A 25,521-nucleotide genomic window follows, 5' to 3' on the forward strand; every position below is an offset into this window, starting at 1 on the left:
CACGCAATTACTACTATGATACCAGCATCTTCGGAGCCGTCCTGGTATTTGTACTGATGCCGAAATTAACCGAACGCGAAAGCCGCCAGCGGTATCACCGATAGGGAATTTCGGTGGCATGGGGCGAGGCCGGTCGGCCGCCCGCATCGATGGGGAGAACAAATGGCGTCTACCTTCAGAATGACGATCGCCCTCAGGATCTATGCGCTGATCGGCCTCGGATTCCTCGGATTGCTGGGGATCACATTTCTCGACTCGCGCGAACTGACATCGAGCCTGAAGCAGCAGAAGCAGATCGAACTGCAGCATCTTGCCGAACTGGCGCTCGGCATCGTCAAGGAGGAGTACGCGACCGTGCAGAGTGGCGGCGTTGCGGTCGCCGACGCGCAAGCGCGGGCGCAGGCCAGGGTCGCGAAGCTGCGCTACGGCAACAACGATTACTTCGTCATCCAGGACATGCTGCCGCGCGTGCTGATGCACCCGACGACGCCGCAGCTTGTCGGCAAGGACATGTCGGACACCAAGGATCCGACCGGCAAGCGGTTCTCGGTCGAGATGACCGACATGGTGAAGCAGAAAGGCAGCGGGTTCGTCGACTATGTCTGGCCGCGGCCGGGATCCGACAAGCCGCAGCCGAAGCTGTCCTATGTGGTCGGCTTCGCGCCGTGGGGCTGGAGCATCCTGACCGGCGTCTATATCGACGACCTCGACGTCCAGGCCTGGGCCTCGACCCAGCGCTCGCTGATCGTAGCCGGGCTGGTGCTGCTGCTGACGCTGGGGGTGTCGGTGTTCGTCGCTCGGCGCATCACCAAGCCGCTCCACAACATCACGATCGCGATGAAGGGTCTCGCCGACGGCAGGCTCGACGTCGAGGTGCCCGGGATCGGCCGCGGCGACGAAGTCGGCGAGATGGCCGCGACCGTCGAAGTATTCAAGAGCAACGCGGTCGCCCGGCAGCGGCTTGAAGCCGAGCAAAAGGACAACGAAGCCCGCTCCGCGGTTCGGCGCAAGGCGGACACCAACAAGCTGGCCGACGATTTCGAAAGCGCGGTCGGCGAGATCGTCGACACCGTGTCGTCGGCCTCCACCGAACTCGAGGCATCCGCTTCCACCCTCACCTCGACCGCCGAGCGGTCGCAGGAACTTGCCATCATGGTGGCCGCAGCTTCCGAAGAAGCCTCCACCAATGTGCAGTCGGTGGCCTCCGCGACCGAGGAGATGAGCTCGTCGGTCAACGAGATCAGCCGACAGGTGCAGGAATCGGCGCGGATCGCCAACGAGGCTGTGCATCAGGCCAGAACCACCAATGATCGCGTGGGCGAATTGGCGAAGGCGGCGAGCCGGATCGGCGCCGTCGTCGAACTGATCAACACCATCGCCGGACAAACCAATTTGCTGGCGCTGAACGCCACCATCGAGGCGGCGCGCGCCGGCGAGGCCGGCCGTGGCTTCGCGGTGGTCGCCTCCGAGGTCAAGACGCTCGCCGAGCAGACCGCGAAAGCCACCGGTGAGATCGGCCAGCAGATCACCGGGATCCAGACCGCCACCCAGGACTCGGTGAACGCGATCAAGGAGATCAGCGACACCATCGGGCGGATGTCGGAGATCGCTTCGACCATCGCCTCGGCGGTGGAGGAACAGGGCGCCGCGACCCAGGAAATCTCCCGCAACGTGCAGCAGGCGGCGCAGGGCACGACGCAGGTCAGCACCAACATCGCCGACGTGAAGCGCGGCGCCACCGAGACCGGATTGGCGTCCTCGCAGGTGCTCTCCGCGGCCAAATCGCTGTCGGGCGACAGCAACCGTCTGAAGCTCGAAGTCGGCAAGTTCCTGCAGACGGTGCGCGCGGCCTGAGCCGCAATGAGACGGCGCGGCTCGCCGCCGACGGTGACACCGCGACGATGCGCGAGATCGACGCACCGATGCCGGTTCGCGGCCGGCACTCGGCCGGCTTCCGCACGATGTACAAGCCGTAGCGGCCGCCGGCACACGATCCTCACATCCCTCCCCGGCTGAACATTGAATGCGCGTGGCCCTGAACCGGCGGCGGTGCCGGCGGAACTGATCACGCCGGTCGGCCGCAACACCTTTCCTATTTGATACCCGCGACTTCGCAGCCGTCCTGGTATTTGTACGGTGATCGAAATTAACCGGACGCGAAAGCCGCGACGCCTATCACGGATACCGGAATTCGATGGCATGAGACGAGGCCGGTCGGTCGCGGGCATCGATGCGGAGAACGAAATGGCGTCTGCCTTCAGAATGACGATCGCCCTCAGGATCTATGCGCTGATTGGCCTCGGATTCCTCGGATTGCTGGGGATCACCTTCCTCGATTCGCGCGAACTGGCATCGAGCCTGAAGCAGCAGAAACAGATCGAACTGCAGCATCTTGTCGAACTGGCGCTTGGCATCGTCAAGGAAGAACACGCTACCACCCAGCAAGCCGGAATTCCGGACGCTGACGCGCAGAAGCGCGCCCAGGCGCGGGTTGCAGCTCTGCGCTATGGCGGCAAGGACTACTTCTTCATCCAGGACATGCAGGGCATGATGCTGATGCATCCGATTGCCCAAAAACTCATCGGCACCGATGTGAGGGGTACCAAAGATCCGAATGGACGACTGATTACCGTCGAGATGATCGATCTCGTGAAGCGGGACGGAAGTGGGTTTCTCGACTATATGTGGCCGAAGCCGGGCTCGGAAAAACCGCAGCCGAAGCTGTCCTATGTCACGGGCTTCGCGCCGTGGGGCTGGTTGATCGCGACCGGCATTTATATCGACGACCTCGACGTCCAGGCATGGGCCTCGACCCAGCGCTCGCTGATCGTAGCCGGGCTGGTGCTGCTGCTCACGCTCGCGGTGTCGATATTCGTCGCCCGACGCATCACCAAGCCGCTCAATAGCATCACGGTCGCGATGAAGAGTCTCGCCGACGGCAGGCTCGACGTCGAGGTGCCCGGGATCGGCCGCAGCGACGAGATCGGCGAGATGGCCGTCACCGTCGAGGTGTTCAAGAGCAATGCGGTCGCCCGCCAGCGGCTGGAGGCTGAGCAGACGCAATCGGAAGCGCGCGCCGCCACCCAGCGCAAGCTCGAAACCAAAAAACTCGCCGATGATTTCGAGAGCGCCGTCAGCGAGATCGTCGACACGGTGTCGTCGGCCTCGACCGAACTGGAGGCCTCCGCCTCGACGCTCAGCGCGTCCGCCGAGCGGTCGCAGGAACTCGCCACCATGGTGGCCACGGCGTCCGAAGAAGCCTCTACCAACGTGCAGTCGGTGGCCTCCGCGACCGAGGAGATGAGCTCGTCGGTCAACGAGATCAGTCGCCAGGTCCAGGAGTCCGCGCGGATCGCCAATGACGCGGTGGACCAGGCCAGAAACACCAATGACCGGGTCGGCGAGCTGGCGAAGGCGGCGAGCCGGATCGGCGCCGTTGTCGAACTGATCAACACCATCGCCGGACAAACCAACCTGCTGGCATTGAACGCCACCATCGAGGCGGCGCGCGCCGGCGAGGCCGGCCGCGGCTTTGCCGTGGTCGCCTCCGAAGTGAAGGCCTTGGCCGAGCAGACCGCGAAGGCGACCGGCGAGATCGGCCAGCAAATCACCGGCATCCAGGCCGCCACCCAGGACTCGGTGAACGCGATCAAGGAGATCAGCGACACCATCGGCCGGATGTCGGAGATCGCTTCGACCATCGCCTCGGCGGTGGAAGAACAGGGCGCCGCGACCCAGGAGATCTCCCGCAACGTGCAGCAGGCGGCGCAGGGCACGACGCAGGTCAGCACCAACATCGCCGACGTGAAGCGCGGCGCTACCGAGACCGGATTGGCCTCGTCGCAAGTGCTCTCCGCCGCGCAGTCGTTGTCGGGCGACAGCAACCGACTCAAGCTCGAGGTCGGAAAATTCCTCGAGACGGTACGCGCGGCCTGAGCCGCAGGGCAGCGGCGCGCAGCTCGCGCGCCGTCGCCGCCTTGGAGCAAATTCCGCACGGCGCATAATTTGTAGCGACACCGCGGCGACGTCGTCGGATATTGTCGGTTACGTAACGTTTACCTTTTCTAAGATTTTCACGCCTATAAAAATTAGGCGCAACAAGAAAGCCCCACACAGAATGGGGAATTCCGTAAGTCCTCGGACCAACGGATTTGGCCGCGCGCTCTGTCGCCCCTGGCCCCCTCCGAGGAACCCATGTCCCAAATCGTCAACAACCTTCGCATCGGCACCAAGCTTGCGATCACCTCCGGTCTCAGCATCCTGCTGGTCGGCGTCATGATCTTTATGCAAATGACCGGCGGCGCGTCGGTGCGCCAGGGCTACGAGGCCGCGGTGCGGCAGCAGACGGTGGCGCAGCTCGCCGCCGAAGCGAAGGCCTCGGTGCGTGGCCTGCAACTCGGCAACCGCGACGTCATCCTGTCCACGTCGGCGGCCGACCTGCAAAAAGCGGCGGAGTATTTCGCCGCGCGCCAGACCGCTTTGCTCGGTTTCACCGATCAACTGTCGAGGCTCGCCAAGTCCCCGGAAAATCTCGAGCGGATCGGCAAGCTGCCCGGGCTGGTGGCCGATTTCGCCAAGGGCAAGGATCAGATCGCGACGATCCGGGCCAAGACCATTGCTCTCGAAGCCAGGAATGAAGCCGGCGACATCGAAGCGCATGCCCAGATCGCCCAGCTCAATGCCGACATCGGCCGCCTCCGCAAGGATGTGATGCTGCCGCTGAGCAACGAGATGGAAGCAATGGCCAACAAGATCGAAGAGGTCGGCAAGGAGATCAGTCACAAGTCGGTCGATAGCGCGGCAGCGCTTTCGGCCTCGGTGGAATGGACCTCGCTGATGATCGGCGCGGTCACGGCGCTGTTGCTGATCGCGACCTGCATCTTCTCGGTGTTCGCGATCGCCCGCCCGATCCGCGCCCTGAGCAATTCGATGCTCGAACTCGCCGAAGGCAATTTCGCCGTGGTGCTGCCGGGGCTCGGCCGCAAGGACGAGATCGGTGACGTCGCCGGCGCGGTGGAGAAATTCAAGGTCAAGGCGCAGGACAAGGCGACGCAGGAAGCGCAAGCCCAGCGCGAGCAGGAGACCCGCGCCGCCGCCCAGCGCAAAGTCGAGATGCACCAGCTCGCCACCGATTTCGAAAATGCGGTCGGCGAGATCATCGAGACCGTGTCGTCGGCCTCGACCGAGCTGGAAGCCTCCGCCAGCACCCTGACGGCGACCGCCGAGCGCTCGCAACACCTCGCCACTGCGGTCGCGGCGGCCTCGGAAGAAGCTTCCACCAACGTGCAGTCGGTGGCCTCCGCCACCGAAGAGATGAGTTCGTCGGTCAACGAGATCAGCCGCCAGGTCCAGGAGTCCGCCCGGATCGCCAATGACGCGGTGGATCAGGCCAAGAAGACCAACGACCGCGTCGGCGAGTTGTCGCAGGCGGCAAGCCGGATCGGCGCCGTCGTCGAGCTGATCAACACCATCGCCGGGCAGACCAATTTGCTGGCGCTGAACGCCACCATCGAAGCGGCGCGCGCCGGCGAGGCCGGCCGCGGCTTCGCGGTGGTCGCCTCAGAAGTGAAGGCTTTGGCGGAACAGACCGCAAAAGCCACCGGCGAGATCGGGCTGCAGATCAACGGCATCCAGGCCGCGACCCAGGAATCGGTCGGCGCGATCCGCGAGATCAGCGTCACCATCGGGCGGATGTCGGAGATTTCGTCGACCATCGCCTCGGCGGTCGAGGAGCAAGGCGCTGCCACGCAGGAGATCTCTCGCAACGTGCAGCAGGCCGCGCATGGCACCCAGCAGGTCTCGGCCAACATCTCCGACGTGCAGCGCGGCGCCGGCGAGACCGGCTCGGCGTCCTCGCAGGTGTTATCGGCCGCGCAGTCGCTGTCACGCGACAGCAACCGGCTGAAGGCCGAGGTCGGCAAATTCCTCAACACCGTGCGCGCGGCTTAGGCCGGCGACAGGCGGCGTCGTCGGTCTCGACCGCGACGCCGCTCGAGATCACGATGCCGGGCTGCGTATTTGTACCAGCCGCGCGGGCATCCGCCGTGTCGAATTCCCGCTCACAAATCGCCAGCTAGCATCGCCATGCGACGAATACTAAAAGTATTGCCATAAGTGAGTCGTGCGGCCCGACGAACACTTCGCCACCCGAAACCGCAACTTCGAGGTCGGCATTGCCGGATGCGACCGTCCTGGGGCCGATCCGTAATCCATAAGCGCTTGTAGTGGATAAAGATTTCGGGGTCGCTCGCCGCTCACGCTGCTGGCGCCCCAAAATAATGGCGTCGTCGCACCCGACCACGTCAGCCCAACCAAAGATCAATCGGGTCGCCCTGCTCTGAATGCCGCCCCGGCACCGCCACCTCACACGGACGGCGGCCGGCTGGAATGAATTCGTTAACCAAATTTGTTTAGGTTTTGGCAACCAACGGATCGCCGCGATAACCGGCGCCGCACTGCGGGCGATCAGATTCGCCCCGCGCAGCCGGCCCGCCATGCCGTCCGGATCGGGTTTTTCGACCGAGCTCTGGAGCTGTCCCTTGCCAACAGAATTACGAAAGCGAATCGACATCACCCAGCAGCCGATCGAGCGGATCGGCTTCGCCGCCATCACCCGGATGGCCTATGACGGCGTCAGCCTGCTGCCGCTGTGGCAGGAGCTAATGGCCAAGGTGGACGCCGGAATCGGCACCGCCGGCGACGGGCTCGATCTGGCGCTGGTCACCCAGTTGCTCGGCGAAAAGCCGGCCGGGCGCGCCATCCAGTCGGAAGTGCTGGCGGTTCACCAGCTGTTTCGGTCGGCCAGCGACGACGCGCCGCGGCTGCGGGTGCTGGCGCTCGCCGCCGACGCCGAGATGGGCGGCAACACTCCGATCGAATTCCTGGTGGAGCAGTCCGGCATCGAGCTGACGACGCTCTATGTCGTGCCCGGGATCGCCTTGCCCGAACCGTTGCCGGCGCACGATATCGCCATCGTGATCGCCTCGAATGCCGAAGAATGCCGCGGGGCGCTGGCGGAAATCGAGCGGCTGGCGCCGACCTGGCCGCAGCCGCTGCTGAACGCGCCGGCGCTGATCCGCAATCTCGACCGCGACAACGCGCATCTTCTGCTCGGCGAGATCGAGGGCCTGACCGTTCCCGCGCGGATCGCGCTGCGCCGCACCGACCTCGGCGCGGTGGCGCGGGGCGCGACCGCGCTCGCCGACATCGCCGATGGCCTGAGCTTTCCGGTAATCGCGCGGCCAGTCGGCTCGCGTGCCGGCGACGGCCTCGTCAAACTCTCCGATCGCGAGGCGCTGGCGCGCTATCTCGACGACCGCGCCGACGATCATTTCGTGCTGCAGCGCTTTATCGACACTGCCAGCGACGACGGCCAGTTCCGCAAGTACCGGATCGTCGTCATCGACGGCCAGCCCTATGCCTGCCACATGGCGGTCGCCGCGCAGTGGAACGCCTGGTACGTCACCGCCGGCATGGCGCAGAGCGCCGGCAAGCAGCTCGAAGAGACGGCGTTCTTCCACACCTTCGAGTTCGGCTTCGCGCTGCGTCACCGCCGCGCGCTGGCCGGGCTGATCGCGCGCGTCGGCCTCGATTACTTCACCATCGACTGCGCCCAGGACCACAATGGCGACCTGGTGGTGTTCGAGATCGGCAACACCGCGGTGGTACACAACATGGAAAGCCCCGAGCAGTTTTCCTACAAGCCGCAGCAGATGTGCAAATTGTTCGACGCCTTCGCGGCGATGCTGCTGTACCATTCGCGGCAGGCGATCCGCAGCGCGGCGTAAGCCGCGGGCGGTTTTTGAGCGACGCAGGCAGCGGATCAGTAAGCGCGGGGGCGCGGCGACGGCGCCTGTCACACGCCTGACAAACATGGCGGGCCATTTTCCGGAACAGTAGTCACCTCTGGAGCCCTCCATGCCGCGCAAGCCCGTCGCCAAAAAAATCGCCAAGACTGTCAAGAAAGTCAGCAAGACCGCCAAGGCGAAGCCTTCGATCCAGCACCGCATTCAGGCGGAAATGCTGGACAGCTTCGATGAGGAGCTGGAACTCGAGATCGACGACGATCGGCTCGACGCGCTGACCAATGAATTCGCCGGCCACACCCCGGAAGAGACGATCGACCGCCGCGTCTATTTCAAGGAGCTATTTCGCCTGCAGGGCGAACTGGTGAAATTGCAGAGCTGGGTGCAGCACCAGAAGCTGAAGGTGGTGGTGATCTTCGAGGGCCGCGATTCCGCCGGCAAGGGCGGCGTCATCAAGCGCATCACCCAGCGGCTCAATCCGCGGGTCTGTCGCGTCGCGGCACTGCCGGCGCCGAGCGAACGCGAGCGCACCCAATGGTACTTCCAGCGCTACGTCTCGCATCTGCCGGCCGGCGGCGAGATCGTGCTGTTCGACCGCAGCTGGTACAACCGGGCCGGGGTCGAGCGGGTGATGGGGTTCTGCAGCGAGGACGAGGTCGAGGAGTTTTTTCGCTCGGTGCCGGAATTCGAGCGCATGCTGGTGCGCTCCGGCACCATCCTGATCAAGTACTGGTTCTCGATCACCGACAGCGAGCAGAATCTGCGTTTCACGATGCGGATCAAAGATCCGCTCAAGCAGTGGAAACTCAGCCCGATGGACGTGCAATCGCGCGCCCGGTGGGAGCAATACACCAAGGCAAAGGAGGCGATGCTGGAGCGTACCCACATCACCGAAGCGCCGTGGCATGTGGTGGAGGCCGTCGACAAGAAGAAAGCGCGGTTGAATTGCATCGCGCATCTCTTGGAGCAGATCCCCTACAACGAAGTCCCCCACGATCCGGTCGTGCTGCCGCCGCGGATCCACCATCCGGACTATCATCGCGCGCCGATCCCGGCGGCGATGTACGTGCCGGAGCGGTACTGAGGCGGTCTCTGTAGCGCAACCTCGATGGCGTCATTCCGGGGTGCGCGCAGGCCCGGAACGAGGTTTCAATTGTTGATGCGAATTCAACCGTTGTCGTCGTTTGTTCACCAGCGGTCTGTATTGACCACGGCATCGCGAAGTCATGTCAATCAACCGGGAGAGTGAAATGAGCGGTGAGCATTCCGAACTCGACGCGTTGCAGGCGGCCTACAAGGCCGCCGTGGAACAGTGGATTTTGGCGATCCGGAAAGAGGAAGAGCTGGCTTCCGTCGACCATTCGGTGGCCAAGATCGATGCCTGGGAGCAGGCCCATCTCGACGAGGACGAGATCCGAAGCAACGTCCTGGCCGCGAAGGCGAAATACGAGGATGCGCTGCGCGAGACGATTTTCGGATTCTAGCTCGCCCAGAACCCCGGCACCGCCGGCTCCAGCCGGCCGCCGATCCGCACCGGAGCGATCCGCAGCGCAAGGCCCGTTGAGTCGTCGGTCTCGACCGCGACGCCGCTCATCGTCGCCACGCCATTGGCCGGCTCGAACCGGCCCGACGGAATCCCGGTGGTGAAGCGGCGCAGCGGCTCGTCCTTGTGCATGCCGATCACCGAATCATAATCGCCGGTCATCCCGGCGTCGGTCATGTAGCCGGTGCCGCCGGGCAGAATTTGATGGTCGGCGGTCGGCACATGGGTGTGGGTGCCGACCACAAGGCTGGCGCGGCCGTCGCAGAAGAATCCCATGCCCTGCTTTTCGCTCGACGCCTCGCCGTGGAAATCGATCACGATGGCGTCGGCCGCTTCCATCAGCGGACAGGCGTCGAGCTCGCGACCGATCGCGCTGAACGGGTCGTTCAGCGGCTCCATGAACACCCGGCCCATCGCATTGATCACCAGCACGCGGGCGCCGTTCTTGGTCTCGACCAGCGCCGCGCCGCGGCCGGGGGTATGGCGCGGGAAATTCAGCGGCCGGATCAGCCGCGGCGCGCGCTCGATGAACACCATCGCTTCCTTTTGATTCCATGCGTGGTTGCCGAGCGTCACCGCGTCGGCGCCGGCGTCGATGAAATCATTGTAGATCGCCTCGGTGATGCCGAAACCGCCGGCCGCATTCTCGCCGTTGACGATCACGCAATCCAGCTTCCAGTCGCGGATCGCGCCGGGCAAATGCTCGGCGATCGCGGTGCGGCCGGTCTTCCCGACCACGTCGCCGATGAACAAAATGCGCAAAACTAGGGACTCCGGAAATCGAATGTGTCGGCTTCGGTTAGCACATAATCCAGGCCGACGTCGTGCGCGGAGGCCGGGACCGCCTCGATTTGCTGCATGGCAAAGCCGACGCCGACCGCGATCACGCGCTGGCTTTGCCGCAATTGCGCGATCGATCGATCGTAATGCCCGGCGCCATAGCCGATGCGATGACCGAGCCGGTCGAAGGCGGCGAGCGGCACCAGCATGATGTCAGGACTGAGTTCGGGCGCGTCGGGCGGCGGCTCGCTGGTGCCGAATTGGCCGCGGATCAGGTCGTCGCCCGGCGCCCAGGCGCGGAATCGCAGCGGCAGGTCGCGCGCCACGATCGCCGGCAGGGCCAATCGCGCGCCACGCGCCGCGAGTGCCTGCATCAGCGGCTTGGGATCGAGTTCGCCACGCATCGCCACATAGCCGGAAACCACCGAACCGGGCGCGACCTGAAACGGCAGCCCCCGCGCGGCCAGCGCACTCGCCGCGGCGGCACGCTGCTCGGCGCCGAGCGCATCGCGCCGCGCCAAAGCAGCAGCCCGCAACGCGGTTTTCGAGGTGGTTTCGGCCAGATCGGACATGCGCGCCTATAGGCCGGCGGCGCCGGCCGCGACAGCAACGCAGCACGGCTAGGCGGGGAACCGCCGCCAGAAAAGAAAAGTGCGAAGCCGCAATGGCCGTTGGAGCGCTCGATCCCGGAGTTCCCTACGAAAGTAGGTGGGCACCATGTAGCCAAGTCCACGGACCTGGCCAGGGACAGTTCCCTTAAGGATCGATAAGGCCCCGGGGATATGTGGCTCCTGACGCGCGACACAGCTTCGCCCCGCCAATGTAGCTACGATGATGCCGCCACGCCAGCAGTAAGAGCGGCGCGCGGGACGGCCATACGCCGGCGGTGCGACGAATCCCTGACGTGGCGGCAGGTTTTCCGCTATCAAGGCGCGGTGTCCAACCTTCGCCATGAAAACCGGCGATCTGGACGGGCTAGTCAACCGGATCACCATGGCCTCGAATTCAAGCACCAGCATCGCCCGCAAGGCCCGCACCAAGGCCGAGGCCGATTTTGCCACCTGGCTGATGATGGCCAAGCTCGGCAGCTTCGACGACCTGCCCGCCAACGCCCAGAAGGTGCTGACCGGGTATCGCAGCCGGCTGGACCGGATGAGCGAGACCGACTCCAAGGCGATCGCGGTGCGCGAGACCTATCAGGCCTATTTCAGCGAGATGGGCGGCACCGGCGAGGCGCCGGAACCGGAGCCGCGCAAGCCAACCACCGAGGACAATGTGGTGCGGTTTCAGAAGCCGCCCCCGCCGAAACCAAAACCGACAGTCACGGCGGCGCGCGGCGCTCGCCCGCCCGGCGCCGGCCCGCACCGGCCGGTCCCGGCGCTGCTGATCTTCGCCGCCATGGTGGCGCTGATCGCCGTCTACAAGTTTCTGACCCGGTAGCCCCCAAGCCTGCGACCGGCAACGATGCGCCGTTCAGCGCTGTGGCGGCGGTCGTGGCTTGATCTTGCTCACCACGCGAGGCCGCACCGGGATGATGCCGCCGAGATAGCGCATCAGGCGAACCACCCACAGCAGCGCATACGACCCGATCGCCAGCGCAAGCAACAGCCGTACCGCGATCTGAAATAGATTGAGCTCTTCACCAGGCATTGCGTCACCTCATGAGTCTCATCGACGGCTAGCAAGGAAAACGGTTCCAGACTGAGCAAAACCGGATGGCTCCGCCACAACATTTCGAGAGGTCCGGATGGATCGGGACAAGATGGGCGAAGCCCCGACGATCGGACATCGTTCGGCAGCGCCGCCAAACTACCCGCAGCGCGCCCGATCGCCGGCCACGCCGCTGAGCCAGACCGGCTTTTCGAACCCTCCGAGTCGGTCGAAATCCTCGGTCCGTTATTGGCCAGCCCCCAACAGCAGCCAGCGCGGGGTCTTCGCCGCATAGGCGGTCCAATCCGCGCCGAACCGGGCGGCGAGATGGCGCTCCTCACGGCGGATCGCCAGCCGGTCGACGATCATCGCCGAGAGGAAACCGCCTGCCACGAACCAGGAATTGCCGTACGCCAGGCCGATCCCGATCAGCAGCAGCGTGTTGGCGAGATAGATCGGGTTGCGGCTGAAGCGAAACGGCCCCCAGGTCACCAGCAGATCGGCGGCGCGGTTCGGCATGATGTTGGTATTGGCGCGGCGCATGGTCATGATCGCCCAAAGGTCGAGCGCGATCCCGGCCAGCAGCGTCGCCATGCCGATCGTTGTCGGCCACAAACCGTCCAGCGCCGCAAGCGGCAGCAACCGGCCCAGCGCAATCGCCAGCAACGCAGTCGCCGTTAACACCAGCGGCGGCCACGGCACAACGTTGGGGGGCGCGCTGTCATTGACGGTCATCAGAACCTCCATCGTTCGCCGGTCATGCCGCTGATCGCGATGTTGTGGCCGGAACGCCGCCCGCTTCAAGCTGCGTTGCGTCATACCTTCGTCCCGTCGCATGCTCCAGCGAAAGCGCCGCGGCGTCGCAGCCGGCTGTCCGACGCGCGACCCACAGGACAAAGACGGCGCGATTGCCGAGGTCACCCGGTCTGTGCTGGAATGCCGCCGCGCCGGCGTTTCGACGTCGCGCCAACAACGCTGTCAAAGCAGGGGGGGAGCCATCCATGGACGCGAGCAACGCTGCGTTTGGCGGCAAGATCGGCAAGACCATCGCCGACTCCAAGCCGTGGTGGCCGGACAGCCCCGCTCCCCCGGCGGGCGCGCCCAACATCCTGGTGGTACTGTTCGACGATGTCGGCTTTTCGGATTTCGGCTGCTACGGCTCGCCGATCAAAACCCCAACGATCGACCGGCTGGCGGCCGAAGGCGTGCGCTACACCGGCTTTCACACCACCGCGATGTGCTCGACCACGCGCGCCGCATTGCTGACCGGCCGCAACCATCACTCGGTCGGCGTCGGCTGCCTGGCGAATTTCGACTCGGGCTATCCGGGCTATCGCGGCAAGATCGCGCGCGAGGCCGGCACGCTGGCGGAAATGCTCAAGGCCCACGCCTATCGCAACTACATGGTCGGCAAATGGCACGTCACGCCGCTGACCGAGACCGGCGCCACCGGGCCGTTCGACGGCTGGCCGCTGGGCCGCGGCTTCGACCGGTTCTACGGCTTTCTCGACGCCGAGACCGATCAATTCGCGCCGGAACTGGTGTCGGACAATACCCCGATCGACCCGCCCGGCACCTTCGCCACCGGCTATCATCTCACCTCAGACCTGATCGACCAGTCGATCCGCTTCATCGCCGACCACATCGCCGACCGGCCGGAGCTGCCGTGGCTGACCTGGGTCGCACTCGGTGCCTGCCACGCGCCGCATCAGGCGCCGATGGAGATCATCAGGAGCTACGACGAGGTGTTCGCGCATGGCTGGGACGTCGAGCGCGAGCAGCGGATGGCGCGGCAAAAGGCGATGGGGATCGTGCCAGCCGAGACCGGGATGCCGCCGCGCAATGACGGCGTCAAGGCGTGGGACGCGCACAGCGCCGACGAGCAGCGCGTGTTCACGCGGCTGCAGGCGGCGTTCGCCGGCATGCTCGACCATGCCGACCGGCATCTGGCGCGGCTGGTCGATTTTCTCGAGACCGCGGGCGTGCGCGACAACACGCTGATCCTGGTGCTGTCCGACAACGGCGCCAGCCAGGAAGGCGGCCCGCTCGGCCTCGTCAACGCGATGGGGCCGTACAACTTCCGCCCCGAATCGATGCCCGACAAGGTGAAGCGGATCGACGACATCGGCGGCCCCGACTCGCATTCCAACTTTCCGCACGGCTGGGCGATGGCCTCGAACACGCCTTTGCGGCGCTACAAGCAGAACACCCATGGCGGCGGGATTCGCGATCCGTTCGTGGCGAGCTGGCCCAACAAGCTGCCGGCGCGCGGCGAATTGCGCCATCAATTCGTTCACGCCACCGATCTGGTGCCGACGCTGCTGGAGCTGATCGGCATAGCCGCGCCAGCCGTGTTCGCCGGCGTCGCGCAGATGCCGCTCGAGGGCGAGAGCTTTGCCAAATCGCTGACTAACCCGGCGGCGCCGTCGCGCGAACTGCCGCAATATTTCGAAATGTTCGGCCATCGCGGATTGTGGCACCGGGGCTGGAAGGCGGTGGCGTATCATCCGCCGGGCACGCCGTTCGACACCGACAAATGGGAGCTGTTTCACCTCGATCGGGATTTCTCCGAAGTCCACGATCTGGCGGAGGCGGAGCCGGACCGGCTGGCGCAGATGATCGCGGTGTGGTGGGACGAGGCCGAGCAGCACAATGTGCTGCCGCTCGACGACCGCTTCGGACCGCGCTTTGCCGAGAACGCGGCGCGGTTTCATGGCGCGCGGCGCAACTTCGTGTTTCACGCCGGAATGGGCCACGTGCCGACCGACGTCGCGCCCGACGTCCGCAGCCGCAGCTACAGCATCGAGGCGCATGTCGAGATCGATGCGCCGGGCGCCGAGGGCGTACTGATCGCCCACGGCGACGCGACCTCGGGCTACAGCCTTTACATCAAGGACAACCGGCTGATGCACGATCTCAACATCGGCGGCCATCATCACGTGGTGACCTCGGATCGCGATGTGCCCACCGGCCCGCACCGGTTCGGCGTCCGGGTCGAACGGCTGCGCCGCAAGGAGCCGCCAGCAAAAGGCGCGCGGACCGGAGTCAGCGCCTACACACTCACCATCGACGGCGAGCCCGCGGGAACGATCGAGACCCAGCTCGGATTTCACAATCTGATCTCATGGTCCGGACTCGACATTGGCCGCGACCGCGGCAGCCCGGTGTCGCACTACGCCGAGCCGTTCGAATTCACCGCCAGGCTGCTGCGGGTCGAGGTCGCGATGTACACCGATCAGGAGCTCGATGGCGAAGGCATCGCCAACGCCGAGATGGCGCGGCAGTAGGGTCGAATGACTATCCCGTCGCGCGCTCGGTCAGCCCGTTCTGCTTCAGCCGCCAGATCAGCAGGTCAAGCCGGTCCTGGCCGAAGAACGGTTCGCCCTTGAATACGAAGGTCGGCACGCCCCAATGCCCCGACGCGGCGTGATCGCGCTCGTTGCCGCGGATCGTCTCGTCGAATTTCTCGATATCGGCGGCGATCTCGGCTTCCAGCACTGCGAGGTCGAGACCGGCGCGCGCGGCCGCCTTGGCGAGGTGATCGCCCTGATGCCAGTTGTCGACGCTGCCGTCATACAGCACGCTGCTGACTTCGCGGATGAAGGCGAGACCGCGACCGTGCAGTTGTGCTGCGGCACCGAGCCGGGTCAGCCGCGAAATGAACGGCTGCTCCGTCGCCACTTCCAGCGTCTGCATATTCTGGACGATCGGATCGGGGCGCGGAAAGCGGAACGGGATGCCCTCGCTTTGCGCGACCCGCCAGCTATCCAGCACCACGTAGCGGGCGAAGCGCGGGTCGGTGCGTTTGAAGAAGGTCGGATCGCGCACCGCCAACGGATAGACCGGTCGGGCATTGATGCTGAAATCATACAGCGCCACCAGCCGCATTGCCTTCGGCAGCGCCAGGTAGCTGTACGGACTGCGGAACGACCAGAACAGATCCACGCTGAGCGTCACGCTGCACCTCGCGAGGTGGGGCAAATTGACAAATCCATCTGGCGTTCTCCCGTGTCCGGCCGGTCGCGCTGCCGCCGTTGTTTGTGATCGGCGCAGATTCGCGGCGCGATCGCGCGGCACACTAGCAATTGATCCGGTTCTATTGCTAGATGCCCGTAATCGCAGGGCTGATGTCGTCGCCGCGGATCCCAACAAGATCGGCGATCAGCATCAAGAACAGCTGCGTGCCAACGGGAGGAAAACCATGGTCCAGCCAGGCAATGGCGAAACGTCCAAGGAATCGTCGAAGGAAGCGCCGAAGGACGCGTCGGCTGCCGTAGTCGCGCGGCACGCCGCGACGCTAACGGCGCTGCCATTTTCCGACACGCGGGATTTCGACGAGGCGGCGCGCGGCTTTCTCGGCAGTATCGACCACGCCAGGATCGCAGCCGCCGGTGGCCGCTCGGTCTGGAGCCTCGAGCCCTACGGCTTTCTGTCGGAAGAGACCGCGCCGCCGACCGTCGATCCCAGCCTGTGGCGGCAGTCACGACTCAACATGCATCACGGTCTGTTCGAGGTGGTGCCCGGCGTCTATCAGGTGCGCGGGCTCGACATCGCCAACATGACGCTGATCGAGGGTGACAGCGGCGTGATCGTAGTCGATACCCTGACCTCGATCGAAGGCGCCCGCGCCGCGATGCAACTCTATTATCAGCATCGCGGCCAGCGGCCGGTGGTGGCGGTGATCTTCACCCACACCCACACCGATCATTGGGGCGGCGCGCGCGGCGTGCTCGACGACGCGATGCTGGCGGCTGGCAGCGTGCCAATCATCGCGCCGGACCTGTTCATGGAACACGCGGTGTCGGAGAACATCATCGCCGGGCCGGCGATGCTGCGGCGCGCGCAGTATCAGTTCGGACCGCTGCTCGCCAAGGGACCGCGCGGCCAGGTCGATTGCGGGCTCGGCAAGTCGATGGCGGCGGGATCGGTGGCGCTGCTGCGCCCGACCGATCTGATCAAGCAAACCGGCGATCGGCGAACCATCGACGGCGTCGAGTTCGAATTCCAGATGGCGCCGAATTCCGAGGCGCCGGCCGAGATGCATTTCTACATCGCGCGCTACAAGGTGCTGAACCTGGCGGAAAACTGCACCCACAATTTCCACAACCTGCTGCCGTTCCGCGGCGCCGATGTCCGCGACGCGCTGGCGTGGTCGAAATATCTCGGCGAAGCGCTGCAGATGTGGGGCGGCAAGGCCGAAGCGATGTGCGGCCAGCATCACTGGCCGGTGTGGGGCACGGCGCGGATCGACAGCATGATCCGCGAGCAGCGCGACCTCTACAAATTCGCCCATGACCAGACGCTGCGGCTGATGAATCACGGCCTCACCGCCAGCGAGATCGCCGAGACCATCCGGCTGCCGAAGAGCCTCGACGGCGCCTGGCACGCGCGCGGTTATTACGGCCACATCCGCCACAATGTGAAGGCGATCTATCAGAAATATCTCGGCTGGTACGACGCCAACCCGGCCAATCTCGATGCGCTGCCGCCGGTCGAGGCCGGCAAGAAATATGTCGACTACATGGGCGGCGCCGACGCGCTACTCGCCCGCGCCCGCCAGGATTTCGCCAAGGGCGAATTCCGCTTCATCGCCCAGGCGCTGAGCCATCTGGTGTTCGCCGAGCCCGACAACCAGGACGGCCGCGCGCTGCTCGCCGACACCTTCGAGCAACTCGGGTATCAGTCGGAAAGCGCGACCTGGCGCAATGCCTATCTGTTCGGCGCCCAGGAGCTGCGCCACGGCATGCCGAAGGTTCCGGCGCGCAGCCCGATGCCGCGCGAGACGCTCGCGGCGCTGCGCACCGAACAGATCTGGGACGTGCTCGGGGTGCGGCTGAATGGGCCGAAGGCCGAGGGCAAGACCATCGTGCTGAACTGGCATTTCACCGACACCGACGAGCGCTTCGTGCTGACGCTGGAGAACTGCGCGCTGACCTATGCGGCGGGCGCGCAGGCCGCCAACGCCGACGCCGGCTTCACGCTGGCGCGCGGCGTGCTCGACGAGGTGATCGCCAAGCAGACCCCGTTCCCGGAGGCCGTCGCCGCCGGCGCCATCAAGGTCAGCGGCAACCCGATGCGGCTCGCCGAACTGATGGCGCTGATGGACGAATTCCCCCGGATGTTCGAGATCGTCGAGCCGAAACGAACGCCGGTGAGCTGAGCCGGCCGCCTAGTGCACCGCGACGTCGAGCCGCAGCGGACTGCGGAAGGTCGAGGACGGCATCCAGTCGAGGCGCTCATCGATCCGCGCATAGTCCGGCACCACCTTGTGGAATTCCTCGAATGCGATCTTGATCGCCATCCGGGCGATCGCCGAGCCGAGGCAGGCATGGACGCCGCCGCCGAAGCCGAGATGACCTTTCGGCTTGCGCTTCAGGTCGTAGACATCCGGATTGGGGAATTGCCGCTCGTCGCGGTTGGCTGACCCATAGGCCAGACAGACGAAGTCGCCGGCCTTCATGGTGACGCCGTGCAGCGTCAGGTCGTTCTGCAGGCAGCGGCGGAAGCGCTGCGCCGAGGTGTTGAAGCGCAGCGATTCCTCGACCGCGTCGGGCAATAGCATCGGATCGGCGACCACCGCGCGCCGCGCGTCGGCGAAGTCAGCGAGGTTGAGCGCCAGCATGCTCATGAACCCGCCGAGCGATTCGATTCCCGCCATGATCAGCGTGGTGGTGGTCAACAGCACCTCGCGCTCGTCGAGCTTGTCGCCGTCGATCTCCGCCATACTGAAATGCGAGATCAGGTCGTTCTTCGGTTCGGCGCGGCGCTGCGCGATCACACCCGCGGCGTAGTCCTGCATCCAGGCGTAGGCGGCGAGGTGCTCCGGCCCCTTGGCGCGGGTCACCGGATCGCTCTGCACCATCAGCACCGCCTTGTCGCGCACGGTCTGCTCGTCGCCGAGCGGCAGCCCCAGCGCCGCGAACAGCACCCGCACGGTGAACTTGGACGAAAAGTCGGTGATGAAATCGAACTTGTCGTGCCCCCGCAAAGCCTCGGCGGCGTCGCGAGCGATGTCGCGCATTGGATCGGCCAGCGCCTCGAGGTTGCGCTTCATGAAGGCGTGCTGCACCAGGCCGCGCAGCCGGTCGTGCCGCGGCGGATCGGTGGTGCCGAGCGTCGCGCCCGCCCTATTGGGCAGCTCGGTCATCAGATTGCCCTTGGCGGACGAAAAGGTCTGCCAGTTGGTGCCGGCGGACGCCACGTCGGTATAGCGCGACAGGATCCACATCTGCGCCTGGTCGCTCCAGAAGCAGGGGTGCTGGTCGCGCAGCGTCTTATAGGCAGCGAACGGGTCGGCATCGACCGCGGGCGAGTAGGGATCGAAGTTGAACATGGACTGGTTTCCTCGTCTTGCGAGCCGCCCCGGTTCATTGCTGTTGTTTTTGATCGCGGCAGTTTCATCAGTGTAGTTGCGGCGGACGATAGGCGTGAGGCCCTGGCCTGACAAAAACTTGCACTTTTCCCGCATTCCGCCCTAGGCTCCGGCATGGTGCGATTTCGTCAGAAGTCTTCGATCCCGACCTTTGCGCTGTATGGCGAGACGCCGGCGGCGCCGGTCGACTTGCTGCATGTCGAGGCGATCCAGTCGCGCAGCCGGCTGTATCGATGGGAGATCGACGCCCATATCCACCGTGGTCTGCACCAGATCCTCTGGATCGGTTCGGGGCCCGCCACGATCGCGCTCGACGACGACCGCTCGCAGTGCGACGGCCCGGTCGCGGTGATCGTGCCGCCCGGCGTGGTGCACGGCTTCCGGTTTTCGCGCGACACCGAGGGCCACGTCTTCACCTTCAACCCAAGGGCGATGATCGAGGGCGACGTGCCCGCCACCGGACAGGCGCTGCGGGATCTGTTCGCGGCTCCCCGGATCCTGCCATTCGAGCCGGACGCCGCGGCCACCGGCAGGATCGACAGCCTGTTCGCCGATCTCGCCGCGGAATTTTCCTCACCCGATGCCGGCGGCTCGCCGGTGCCGTTGTGGCTCGGCCGCGCCATCGTCTGGCGGCTGGCGCAGCAGAGCGCGCATCAGGCGCGCAGCGCCACCCATGGCAGTGGCCGCGAAGCGTTCACGCGTTTCCTGCTGCTGGTCGAGGCGCATCACCGCGAACACTGGGGAATCGCGCGCTACGCCGATGATCTCGGCATGACTCCGGAGCGGCTCAACCGGCTGGCCAAGGCGGAGACCGGCCAGAGTGCGCTCGACATCGTGCATGCGCGACTGACGCGCGAAGCCTGCCGCCGCCTGACTTACATCGCGGCGCCGATCTCGAAGCTCGCCTTCGAACTCGGCTTCGACGATCCGGCCTATTTCTGCCGCTTCTTCAAGCGTCGCACCGGCCACAATCCGCGCGACTACCGGCGGATGGCGAGCGAGCAGGCTTGAGGATTTTGGTCGACGCGCTGCGGCGCGGCACCCCGCCATCGCCACACCCGCTGCCCTCATCCTGAGGAGCCCGGCGAAGCCGGGCGTCTCGAAGGATGGCGGCGGGCCAAGCGGCCTCATGGTTCGAGACGCCCGGCTACGCTCTTCGAGCTACGCCGGGCTCCTCACCATGAGGGATTAACGCCTTGCTCCTGCGCAGCGCTACGCCGCGCGCGCCAGTTTCGGGCGGTTTTCCAGCAGCATAATGCCGGAAGCGGTGTTGGAAATCGGCAGGTGATAGTTGCGGTGCAGTTCGCGGACGTCGCCGAGCAGCGCGCCGCGCATCGCCACCCAGTTCATCACCTCGACGCCCTGGCTGCCGGCCAGTTCGACCAGATCGCGCTGGTTGATCCGCAGGATCGAGTCGATATCACCGGTCATCGCATCCATGCAGCGCTTGTCGAACTCCTTGTTGATGAAGCCGGCGCGCTCGCCCTCGAGCTGGTGCGACAGCCCGCCGGTGCCGATCACCACCACCTTAAGGTCCTCGGGATGGCTTTCGATGGCGCGACCGATCGCCTGGCCTAGCTTGAAGCAGCGGGCCAGCGTCGGCAGCGGGTGCTGCACCGTATTGACCACCACCGGCACCGCGGGAATCGCATGGGCGCGATCGCGGAAGAACAATTCCATCGGCAGGCTGAAGGCGTGATCGACCAGCATCTCCTGGCAGGTCACCGGATCGAATTCGGCGTCGACCAGAGTCTCGATGATGTGCCACGACAAACTGGTGTCGCCGGTGAACGGCGCCATCACCGGAAGGCCCCAGCCTTCGTCGGCGTTGCGATATTCCGGCGCGGCGCCGATCGCGAAGGTCGGCATCTTGTCGAGGAAGAAATTGAGGCCGTGGTCGTTGTAGATCACCACCGCGGCGTCGGGCTTGACCTCGTCGAGCCAGCGGTTTGGCGCGGCGAAGCCGTCGAAAAACGGCGCCCAGTACGGATCCTTTTGCAGTCCCTTGGCCATCGCCCCGCCGATTGCGGGCACGTGCGACGCGGCCAATCCACCGACGATGCGCGCCATCTCAATTGTCCCTCGCGGCCAGAAGTTTCGCCTTGAATTGCTCGACCGTCATCCCGGTCTGCAACGCGCCGATGTCCTGCATGTTGAGACCCAGAATGCCGGCAAATTTCGCCAGGTAATAGGCGTTGCCGCCATGGGCCAAGAGCCTCAGCAGGTCGCGCTTCAAGATGGCGTCGGTCTGCTCCGCCGTGAGGCCATAGCGCGCGCAATAGCCAGCCTCGTCCTTGACGAAGTCGGCGCGGTTAGCGGCGTCGTTGAAGGAGAAGCACATCTTGTTCAGCGCATAGCCCTTTTGGGCCGCGGCGGGGCCGAAGATCGGCGTCCCGAAAATCTCGCCCTTAGCGCCGGTCGCGCCCGTGGCTACGGCTTGGTTCATCGCCCGAATCCTCCCTCCACTACTGTCACGTCGCGGCCATGCGGCCGGCATTGCGGTCAGGATAGGGAGCGCTCGCCGCGCCGGCTTGACGTAGATCAATCGTCCGGTGTGCCCCTGCGGCGTCCCGGTCGCCGAGCTATCTGATGATCCCGATCCGCCGCATCGCCAGATAGGCGACGAACGACGACAGCAGCATCAGCACGATCGCCCACAGCGAGCCTAGGTCGTTGTCGGCGAACGGCAGTCCCTTGGTGTTCATGCCGAAAAGCCCGGAGATCAGCGTCGGCGGCATCAGCAGCGCGGTAAGCACCGACAGCACCCGCAGGCTGTTGTTGCCCTGCTCCTCGATCAGCAGATGCAGTTCCTCCTGCAACAGCCGACTGCGCTCGCGCATCTCGACCACATTGTGATCGAGACCGTCGAGCCGCTGCGCCAGCTTGCCGGCGCGCAGCCGCAACGCCGGCTTGATGTCCTTGACGTTGCGCTGCTCGAGTCGGTGAAAGATCACCCGCAGGCCGGACAATTGCCGGTGCAGCCGGACGCAGGTCCGGCGCAGCGGCCCGAGCTTCAGGAGCTGGTCCGAGGTGTCGCCCGCCAGCACCTGCTCCTCGATCGCATCCAGCGATTGCGCCACCCGGTCGGCGATCCGCTCCATCGTGCTGGCGACGTTCTCGACGATGGTTTCCAACAGCGAAGCGGCGCTGTCGATGCGGTGGCCGTCCTCGAGCGCGCGGCGGGTGGCGTCGACCGAACTCAGCGCCTGATGGCGGCCGCTCAGCAGCAACTGTTCGGTCATGAAGAAGCGCAGATAGCCGGTGTCCTCGGTGGTCTCGTCGATGCTCCGCATCAGATCGCAGATCACGCCATAGACGGCGTCTTCGGTGGCGTGCAGCTGCTGGAAGGTGTCCTTCGACAGCAGCAATGCCAGCGCCTGCGGCGGCGCGTCGAAAGCCGCGCCGGCCAGCCATTGCAGCGACCGGCCATCGGCCAGATTGAAATGCAGCCAGAGCAGGCCGCCCTGGTTGAAATCGACCGGCTTGTCGATCGGCAGGATCTCGGCGCTGCCGTCGGGATGAATCCGGAACGCCCAGACCAGGCCGGGGATCGGCAGCGACATGGCGGCCGGTCGTGCGGTCAGCGCGGCCGTATTGATTTCGGCTGTCGAATTCCCATCCTGCATCCCACACCGCTCCTGCCGTTGGGCTCAAGTGACGAAGCTTTGATAAGCCAGATCGGCCAGCCGCGAGCCGCCAGACCGACAATATGATCGAGAAATGCGGACCAGCCGCGCCCCCCGGGTGCCGGTGACAATGAGCCGCAAGCTTTGACCGAATGATTTGAAGGCTGGATGACAGCGGGGTGGTTCGTCCCCAGTCCTATCGCGCCATCATTGGGCATCCGTGTCGGTTCTTGCTTTGTTTGCAGACTCCGGCTCGGCGGCCTGTCACATAGATTTACGCAATGTATCGGAGACTGGACGCAGCCCGATATTCGCTCAGGGGGACGACATGACGATCCGGATTTCCCGCCGCCGCTTTCTCTCCACCGCCGCCTCGGGCGCCGCCATGTTGGGGAGCGTGGCGATGCCCTATCTCAGTCGCGCCGCCGACCGGCCGCGGATCACCCACGGGGTTCAGTCCGGCGACGTCAGTAGCGACGGCGGCGTGGTGTGGGCGCGCGCCGACCGGCCGTCGCGGATGACGATCGAGGTCGCGACCTCCGACAGTTTCAAGGCGATCGAACGCGCGGTGTTCGTCGACGTGCTGCCGGAGAGCGATTTCACCGGCAAGGCATTGATCGACCAGCTCCCGGCCGGACAGGAGATCTTCTACCGGGTCAAACTCGCCGACCTGGCGCAGCCGACGATCGTCAGCGAGGCGACGGTCGGGCGATTTCGCACCGCGCCGGCCGACAAGCGCTCCGTGTCGTTCGTCTGGTCCGGCGACACCGCCGGACAAGGCTGGGGCATCGACGAAGCCCGCGGCGGCATGACGGCCTACGCCACCATGCTGAAGGCCCGGCCGGACTTCTTCATCCACAGCGGCGACAACATCTATGCCGACGGCCCGATCCAAGCCGAGGTCAAGCTCGCCAATGGCGAGCTCTGGAAGAATCTCGTCACCGAGGAAAAATCCAAGCCGGCCGAGACGCTGGCGGAATTTCGCGGCGCCTACAAATACAATCTGCTCGATCGCAATGTCCGCGCCTTCAACGCCGAGGTGCCGATCTTTTCGCAATGGGACGATCACGAGGTCACCAACAATTGGTGGCCGGGCGAGCCGCTGACCCGCGCCGAGCATCTGCGCAAGAAATACGTCGACAGCAACGCCATGCAGCTCGCGGCGCGCGCGTCGCGGGCGTTCCACGACTACATGCCGATGCGCGGCTCGATCGTCGAGCCAGGGCGGGTCTATCGCAAGATCGCCTACGGTCCGCTGCTCGACGTTTTCATGCTCGACATGCGCAGCTATCGCGGCCCCAACGGCGAGGGCAATGACGAGAGTTACGGTCCGAATTCGTATTTCCTCGGCCCGCAGCAGGTGGCGTGGCTGAAGCGTGAATTGCTGAACTCGCGCGCGACCTGGAAGGTGATCGCGGCCGACATGCCGCTGGGACTGGTGGTGATCTACGACGTCGACAAGAAGTTCGGCGTCGAAGCCGTCGCCCAGGGCGACGGCCCGGCGCGCGGCCGCGAATTGGAGATCGCCGAGATCCTGCGCTTCATCAAGACGGCGAAGGTCCGCAATACGGTGTGGCTGACCGCCGACGTGCACTACACCGCGGCGCATTACTACGACCCGAACAAGGCGCAGTTTCAGGATTTCGAACCGTTCTGGGAATTCGTCTCCGGCCCGATCCACGCCGGCACGTTCGGCCCGAACCCGCTGGACAATACCTTCGGCCCGCAAGTGATGTTTCAGAAGGCCCCGACCAAGGAGCAGGGACAGAACCTGCCGCCCTCTGCCGGGCTGCAGTTCTTCGGCCACGTCGCCATCGACGGCGTGACCGAGGCGATGACCGTGACGTTGAAAGACGTCGGCGACCAGGAACTGTGGGCGACGACGATCGAACCGCGGGCGGCCTAGGACTTAGCCCGGTGGCTTGCCGTGCAGCCAGCGTCCCAACCGCTGCAGCAGGGTCGGCGGCGCTGCCGGACCGACCCGGTCGGGGGTCAGTTCCATCGCCATTGCCGGTGCCTCATCGATTTCGATGAACTGCTCGCACACGCCTTGATCGGCGGACGATGGCGCGATCGCGGCGCGCGCTGCGGCGTGCATCACGAACGGACCGACATGGGAGAGAAACGCCCGCTCATAGCTGCGCGACAGCCGCTCTACCGCCTCGTCCAGCGGTAGCCACGCCACCGCGCGGACGTCGTCCATTAGCGCATGCGCCGGCTCCGGCTCGGCTTCCATGCGCCAGAAATGCACTACCTTGGACCGGCCGCCGGAGTCGTAGACCAGCGTGCCGATGAATTCGTGGACCGCGACGTCGTGGCCGGTTTCCTCCAGCACTTCGCGCGCGGCCGCGGCACGCGGTGTCTCGCCGTCGTCCAGCTTGCCCTTCGGCAACACCCAGGCATTGCGCTTGCGCAGACGCACCACCGCGAACAGCGGGCTTGACCCTCGCCGCAACACAATGCCGCCTGCCGTCAGAACGGATGCCCGCAAGTCTTTATCCCTTGTCCACGTCTGAGAATCGCTCAGATGATCGCGATATATAGGGTGCCTGCGGGCGCAGATCGAGACGAGCCGTCCCGTCTAATCGGAGCGGGGGTGGGCCCGCACCGCTTGTCAGTCGCCGGAACGATTGGCAACAAGCGCCGCGCCCGAAAGTCTTACTGTCATAGTCGCTAACGCCAACTAACCATCGGGCGACTTAAAACCTTCATAATCGCGGTTTGGCCGGTACAATCACGAGGTGT

The 25,521-nt window shown here is 65.3% G+C and carries 22 protein-coding genes and 1 other RNA gene; 11 read left to right on the forward strand and 12 right to left on the reverse strand.

Annotated features, from left to right (window positions below; all coding sequences use genetic code 11):
• The first annotated feature begins 162 nt into the window (after positions 1-162).
• The 3 genes from HXX15_RS03920 to HXX15_RS03930 all read left to right on the forward strand — a co-directional run bounded on the left by HXX15_RS03920 (position 163) and on the right by HXX15_RS03930 (position 5,949).
• Positions 163-1,854 carry a cache domain-containing protein gene (locus HXX15_RS03920; RefSeq protein ID WP_296512864.1) on the forward strand — a complete coding sequence of 564 codons (1,692 nt, stop codon included), beginning with the start codon at positions 163-165 and terminating at the stop codon, positions 1,852-1,854.
• Positions 1,855-2,244: 390 nt separating this feature from the next.
• Positions 2,245-3,936, forward strand: a complete 1,692-nt coding sequence (locus HXX15_RS03925) for a cache domain-containing protein (RefSeq protein WP_296512866.1) — start codon at positions 2,245-2,247, stop codon at positions 3,934-3,936.
• A gap of 258 nt (positions 3,937-4,194) precedes the next feature.
• On the forward strand, positions 4,195-5,949 hold the full coding sequence (locus HXX15_RS03930; protein WP_296512867.1) for a methyl-accepting chemotaxis protein: 1,755 nt from the start codon (positions 4,195-4,197) through the stop codon (positions 5,947-5,949).
• A 124-nt stretch (positions 5,950-6,073) separates the two neighbouring features.
• Here HXX15_RS03930 and HXX15_RS03935 read toward each other — a convergent pair whose 3' ends face one another.
• Complete coding sequence (locus HXX15_RS03935) at positions 6,074-6,571, reverse strand: hypothetical protein (RefSeq protein WP_296512869.1); 498 nt, start codon at positions 6,569-6,571, stop codon at positions 6,074-6,076.
• Here HXX15_RS03935 and HXX15_RS03940 point away from each other — a divergent pair.
• The 3 genes from HXX15_RS03940 (at position 6,540) to HXX15_RS03950 (ending at position 9,289) form a co-directional block, all read left to right on the forward strand.
• A complete protein-coding gene (locus tag HXX15_RS03940; protein ID WP_296512870.1) occupies positions 6,540-7,787 on the forward strand; it encodes a hypothetical protein in 1,248 nt (415 codons plus the stop codon). The genes HXX15_RS03935 and HXX15_RS03940 overlap by 32 nt on opposite strands.
• A 232-nt stretch (positions 7,788-8,019) precedes the next feature.
• Entirely contained in the window at positions 8,020-8,889 is an 870-nt protein-coding gene (gene ppk2 / locus HXX15_RS03945; protein ID WP_296514810.1) for a polyphosphate kinase 2, read from the forward strand.
• Positions 8,890-9,055: 166 nt separating this feature from the next.
• The gene (locus HXX15_RS03950; RefSeq protein WP_296512872.1) at positions 9,056-9,289 is read left to right on the forward strand and encodes a hypothetical protein; all 234 of its coding nucleotides are present in this window, start codon (positions 9,056-9,058) and stop codon (positions 9,287-9,289) included.
• Here the strand turns inward: HXX15_RS03950 and HXX15_RS03955 are convergent.
• The 3 genes from HXX15_RS03955 to ssrS all read right to left on the reverse strand — a co-directional run bounded on the left by HXX15_RS03955 (position 9,286) and on the right by ssrS (position 10,941).
• Complete coding sequence (locus HXX15_RS03955) at positions 9,286-10,110, reverse strand: TIGR00282 family metallophosphoesterase (protein WP_296512874.1); 825 nt, start codon at positions 10,108-10,110, stop codon at positions 9,286-9,288. The genes HXX15_RS03950 and HXX15_RS03955 overlap by 4 nt on opposite strands.
• 2 nt (positions 10,111-10,112) lie before the next feature.
• A complete protein-coding gene (locus HXX15_RS03960) occupies positions 10,113-10,700 on the reverse strand; it encodes a 5-formyltetrahydrofolate cyclo-ligase (RefSeq protein WP_296512876.1) in 588 nt (195 codons plus the stop codon).
• An 80-nt stretch (positions 10,701-10,780) separates the two neighbouring features.
• A non-coding RNA gene (ssrS, locus tag HXX15_RS03965) (6S RNA) lies at positions 10,781-10,941 on the reverse strand.
• A 180-nt stretch (positions 10,942-11,121) separates the two neighbouring features.
• On the opposite strand from ssrS, the gene HXX15_RS03970 reads away from it, so the two are divergent.
• Positions 11,122-11,568, forward strand: a complete 447-nt coding sequence (locus HXX15_RS03970; protein ID WP_296514812.1) for a hypothetical protein — start codon at positions 11,122-11,124, stop codon at positions 11,566-11,568.
• A gap of 33 nt (positions 11,569-11,601) precedes the next feature.
• Here the strand turns inward: HXX15_RS03970 and HXX15_RS03975 are convergent, their stop codons facing one another.
• Together HXX15_RS03975 and HXX15_RS03980 are read right to left on the reverse strand one after the other, a co-directional pair.
• Positions 11,602-11,778, reverse strand: coding sequence for a cadmium ABC transporter ATPase (locus tag HXX15_RS03975; RefSeq protein ID WP_296512878.1), 177 nt, complete (start codon positions 11,776-11,778; stop codon positions 11,602-11,604).
• Between the two features lie 246 nt (positions 11,779-12,024).
• Entirely contained in the window at positions 12,025-12,513 is a 489-nt protein-coding gene (locus tag HXX15_RS03980; protein WP_296512880.1) for an isoprenylcysteine carboxylmethyltransferase family protein, read from the reverse strand.
• A 266-nt stretch (positions 12,514-12,779) separates the two neighbouring features.
• Here HXX15_RS03980 and HXX15_RS03985 point away from each other — a divergent pair, with 266 nt between their 5' ends.
• Positions 12,780-15,065, forward strand: coding sequence for an arylsulfatase (locus HXX15_RS03985; RefSeq protein ID WP_296512882.1), 2,286 nt, complete (start codon positions 12,780-12,782; stop codon positions 15,063-15,065).
• A gap of 10 nt (positions 15,066-15,075) precedes the next feature.
• Here the strand turns inward: HXX15_RS03985 and HXX15_RS03990 are convergent, their stop codons facing one another.
• On the reverse strand, positions 15,076-15,735 hold the full coding sequence (locus tag HXX15_RS03990) for a 2-hydroxychromene-2-carboxylate isomerase (protein WP_296512884.1): 660 nt from the start codon (positions 15,733-15,735) through the stop codon (positions 15,076-15,078).
• Positions 15,736-15,979: 244 nt separating this feature from the next.
• On the opposite strand from HXX15_RS03990, the gene HXX15_RS03995 reads away from it, so the two are divergent.
• Entirely contained in the window at positions 15,980-17,938 is a 1,959-nt protein-coding gene (locus HXX15_RS03995) for an alkyl sulfatase dimerization domain-containing protein (protein ID WP_296512887.1), read from the forward strand.
• 9 nt (positions 17,939-17,947) lie between these two features.
• Here the strand turns inward: HXX15_RS03995 and HXX15_RS04000 are convergent, their stop codons facing one another.
• Positions 17,948-19,111, reverse strand: coding sequence for a cytochrome P450 (locus tag HXX15_RS04000; RefSeq protein WP_296512889.1), 1,164 nt, complete (start codon positions 19,109-19,111; stop codon positions 17,948-17,950).
• Between the two features lie 153 nt (positions 19,112-19,264).
• On the opposite strand from HXX15_RS04000, the gene HXX15_RS04005 reads away from it, so the two are divergent.
• Positions 19,265-20,161, forward strand: coding sequence for a helix-turn-helix domain-containing protein (locus HXX15_RS04005; protein ID WP_296512890.1), 897 nt, complete (start codon positions 19,265-19,267; stop codon positions 20,159-20,161).
• A 201-nt stretch (positions 20,162-20,362) separates the two neighbouring features.
• Here the strand turns inward: HXX15_RS04005 and HXX15_RS04010 are convergent, their stop codons facing one another.
• The 3 genes from HXX15_RS04010 to HXX15_RS04020 form a co-directional block, all read right to left on the reverse strand.
• Positions 20,363-21,220 carry a class III extradiol dioxygenase family protein gene (locus HXX15_RS04010; RefSeq protein WP_296512893.1) on the reverse strand — a complete coding sequence of 286 codons (858 nt, stop codon included), beginning with the start codon at positions 21,218-21,220 and terminating at the stop codon, positions 20,363-20,365.
• A 1-nt stretch (position 21,221) separates the two neighbouring features.
• Positions 21,222-21,596, reverse strand: a complete 375-nt coding sequence (locus HXX15_RS04015; RefSeq protein ID WP_296512896.1) for a protocatechuate 4,5-dioxygenase subunit alpha — start codon at positions 21,594-21,596, stop codon at positions 21,222-21,224.
• A 136-nt stretch (positions 21,597-21,732) separates the two neighbouring features.
• Entirely contained in the window at positions 21,733-22,713 is a 981-nt protein-coding gene (locus tag HXX15_RS04020) for a transporter (protein WP_296512898.1), read from the reverse strand.
• Positions 22,714-23,104: 391 nt separating this feature from the next.
• On the opposite strand from HXX15_RS04020, the gene HXX15_RS04025 reads away from it, so the two are divergent.
• Complete coding sequence (locus HXX15_RS04025) at positions 23,105-24,682, forward strand: alkaline phosphatase D family protein (RefSeq protein WP_296512901.1); 1,578 nt, start codon at positions 23,105-23,107, stop codon at positions 24,680-24,682.
• A gap of 3 nt (positions 24,683-24,685) precedes the next feature.
• Here HXX15_RS04025 and HXX15_RS04030 read toward each other — a convergent pair whose 3' ends face one another.
• Positions 24,686-25,267, reverse strand: a complete 582-nt coding sequence (locus HXX15_RS04030; protein ID WP_296512903.1) for an NUDIX hydrolase — start codon at positions 25,265-25,267, stop codon at positions 24,686-24,688.
• Between the last annotated feature and the right edge of the window lie 254 nt (positions 25,268-25,521).

Source organism: Rhodopseudomonas sp. (assembly GCF_013377015.1).
Lineage (GTDB): Bacteria > Pseudomonadota > Alphaproteobacteria > Rhizobiales > Xanthobacteraceae > JARJEH01.

Bases quoted from the DNA above. Each gene is read 5' to 3' on its own strand.
- HXX15_RS03920 (WP_296512864.1), top strand. From the start codon at position 163: ATGGCGTCTACCTTCAGAATGACGATCGCCCTCAGGATCTATGCGCTG.
- HXX15_RS03925 (WP_296512866.1), top strand. From the start codon at position 2,245: ATGGCGTCTGCCTTCAGAATGACGATCGCCCTCAGGATCTATGCGCTG.
- HXX15_RS03930 (WP_296512867.1), top strand. From the start codon at position 4,195: ATGTCCCAAATCGTCAACAACCTTCGCATCGGCACCAAGCTTGCGATC.
- HXX15_RS03935 (WP_296512869.1), bottom strand. From the start codon at position 6,571: ATGTCGATTCGCTTTCGTAATTCTGTTGGCAAGGGACAGCTCCAGAGC.
- ppk2 (WP_296514810.1), top strand. From the start codon at position 8,020: ATGCTGGACAGCTTCGATGAGGAGCTGGAACTCGAGATCGACGACGAT.
- HXX15_RS03950 (WP_296512872.1), top strand. From the start codon at position 9,056: ATGAGCGGTGAGCATTCCGAACTCGACGCGTTGCAGGCGGCCTACAAG.
- HXX15_RS03960 (WP_296512876.1), bottom strand. From the start codon at position 10,700: ATGTCCGATCTGGCCGAAACCACCTCGAAAACCGCGTTGCGGGCTGCT.
- HXX15_RS03970 (WP_296514812.1), top strand. From the start codon at position 11,122: ATGGCCTCGAATTCAAGCACCAGCATCGCCCGCAAGGCCCGCACCAAG.
- HXX15_RS03975 (WP_296512878.1), bottom strand. From the start codon at position 11,778: ATGCCTGGTGAAGAGCTCAATCTATTTCAGATCGCGGTACGGCTGTTG.
- HXX15_RS03980 (WP_296512880.1), bottom strand. From the start codon at position 12,513: ATGACCGTCAATGACAGCGCGCCCCCCAACGTTGTGCCGTGGCCGCCG.
- HXX15_RS03985 (WP_296512882.1), top strand. From the start codon at position 12,780: ATGGACGCGAGCAACGCTGCGTTTGGCGGCAAGATCGGCAAGACCATC.
- HXX15_RS03995 (WP_296512887.1), top strand. From the start codon at position 15,980: ATGGTCCAGCCAGGCAATGGCGAAACGTCCAAGGAATCGTCGAAGGAA.
- HXX15_RS04000 (WP_296512889.1), bottom strand. From the start codon at position 19,111: ATGTTCAACTTCGATCCCTACTCGCCCGCGGTCGATGCCGACCCGTTC.
- HXX15_RS04005 (WP_296512890.1), top strand. From the start codon at position 19,265: ATGGTGCGATTTCGTCAGAAGTCTTCGATCCCGACCTTTGCGCTGTAT.
- HXX15_RS04010 (WP_296512893.1), bottom strand. From the start codon at position 21,220: ATGGCGCGCATCGTCGGTGGATTGGCCGCGTCGCACGTGCCCGCAATC.
- HXX15_RS04015 (WP_296512896.1), bottom strand. From the start codon at position 21,596: ATGAACCAAGCCGTAGCCACGGGCGCGACCGGCGCTAAGGGCGAGATT.
- HXX15_RS04020 (WP_296512898.1), bottom strand. From the start codon at position 22,713: ATGTCGCTGCCGATCCCCGGCCTGGTCTGGGCGTTCCGGATTCATCCC.
- HXX15_RS04025 (WP_296512901.1), top strand. From the start codon at position 23,105: ATGACGATCCGGATTTCCCGCCGCCGCTTTCTCTCCACCGCCGCCTCG.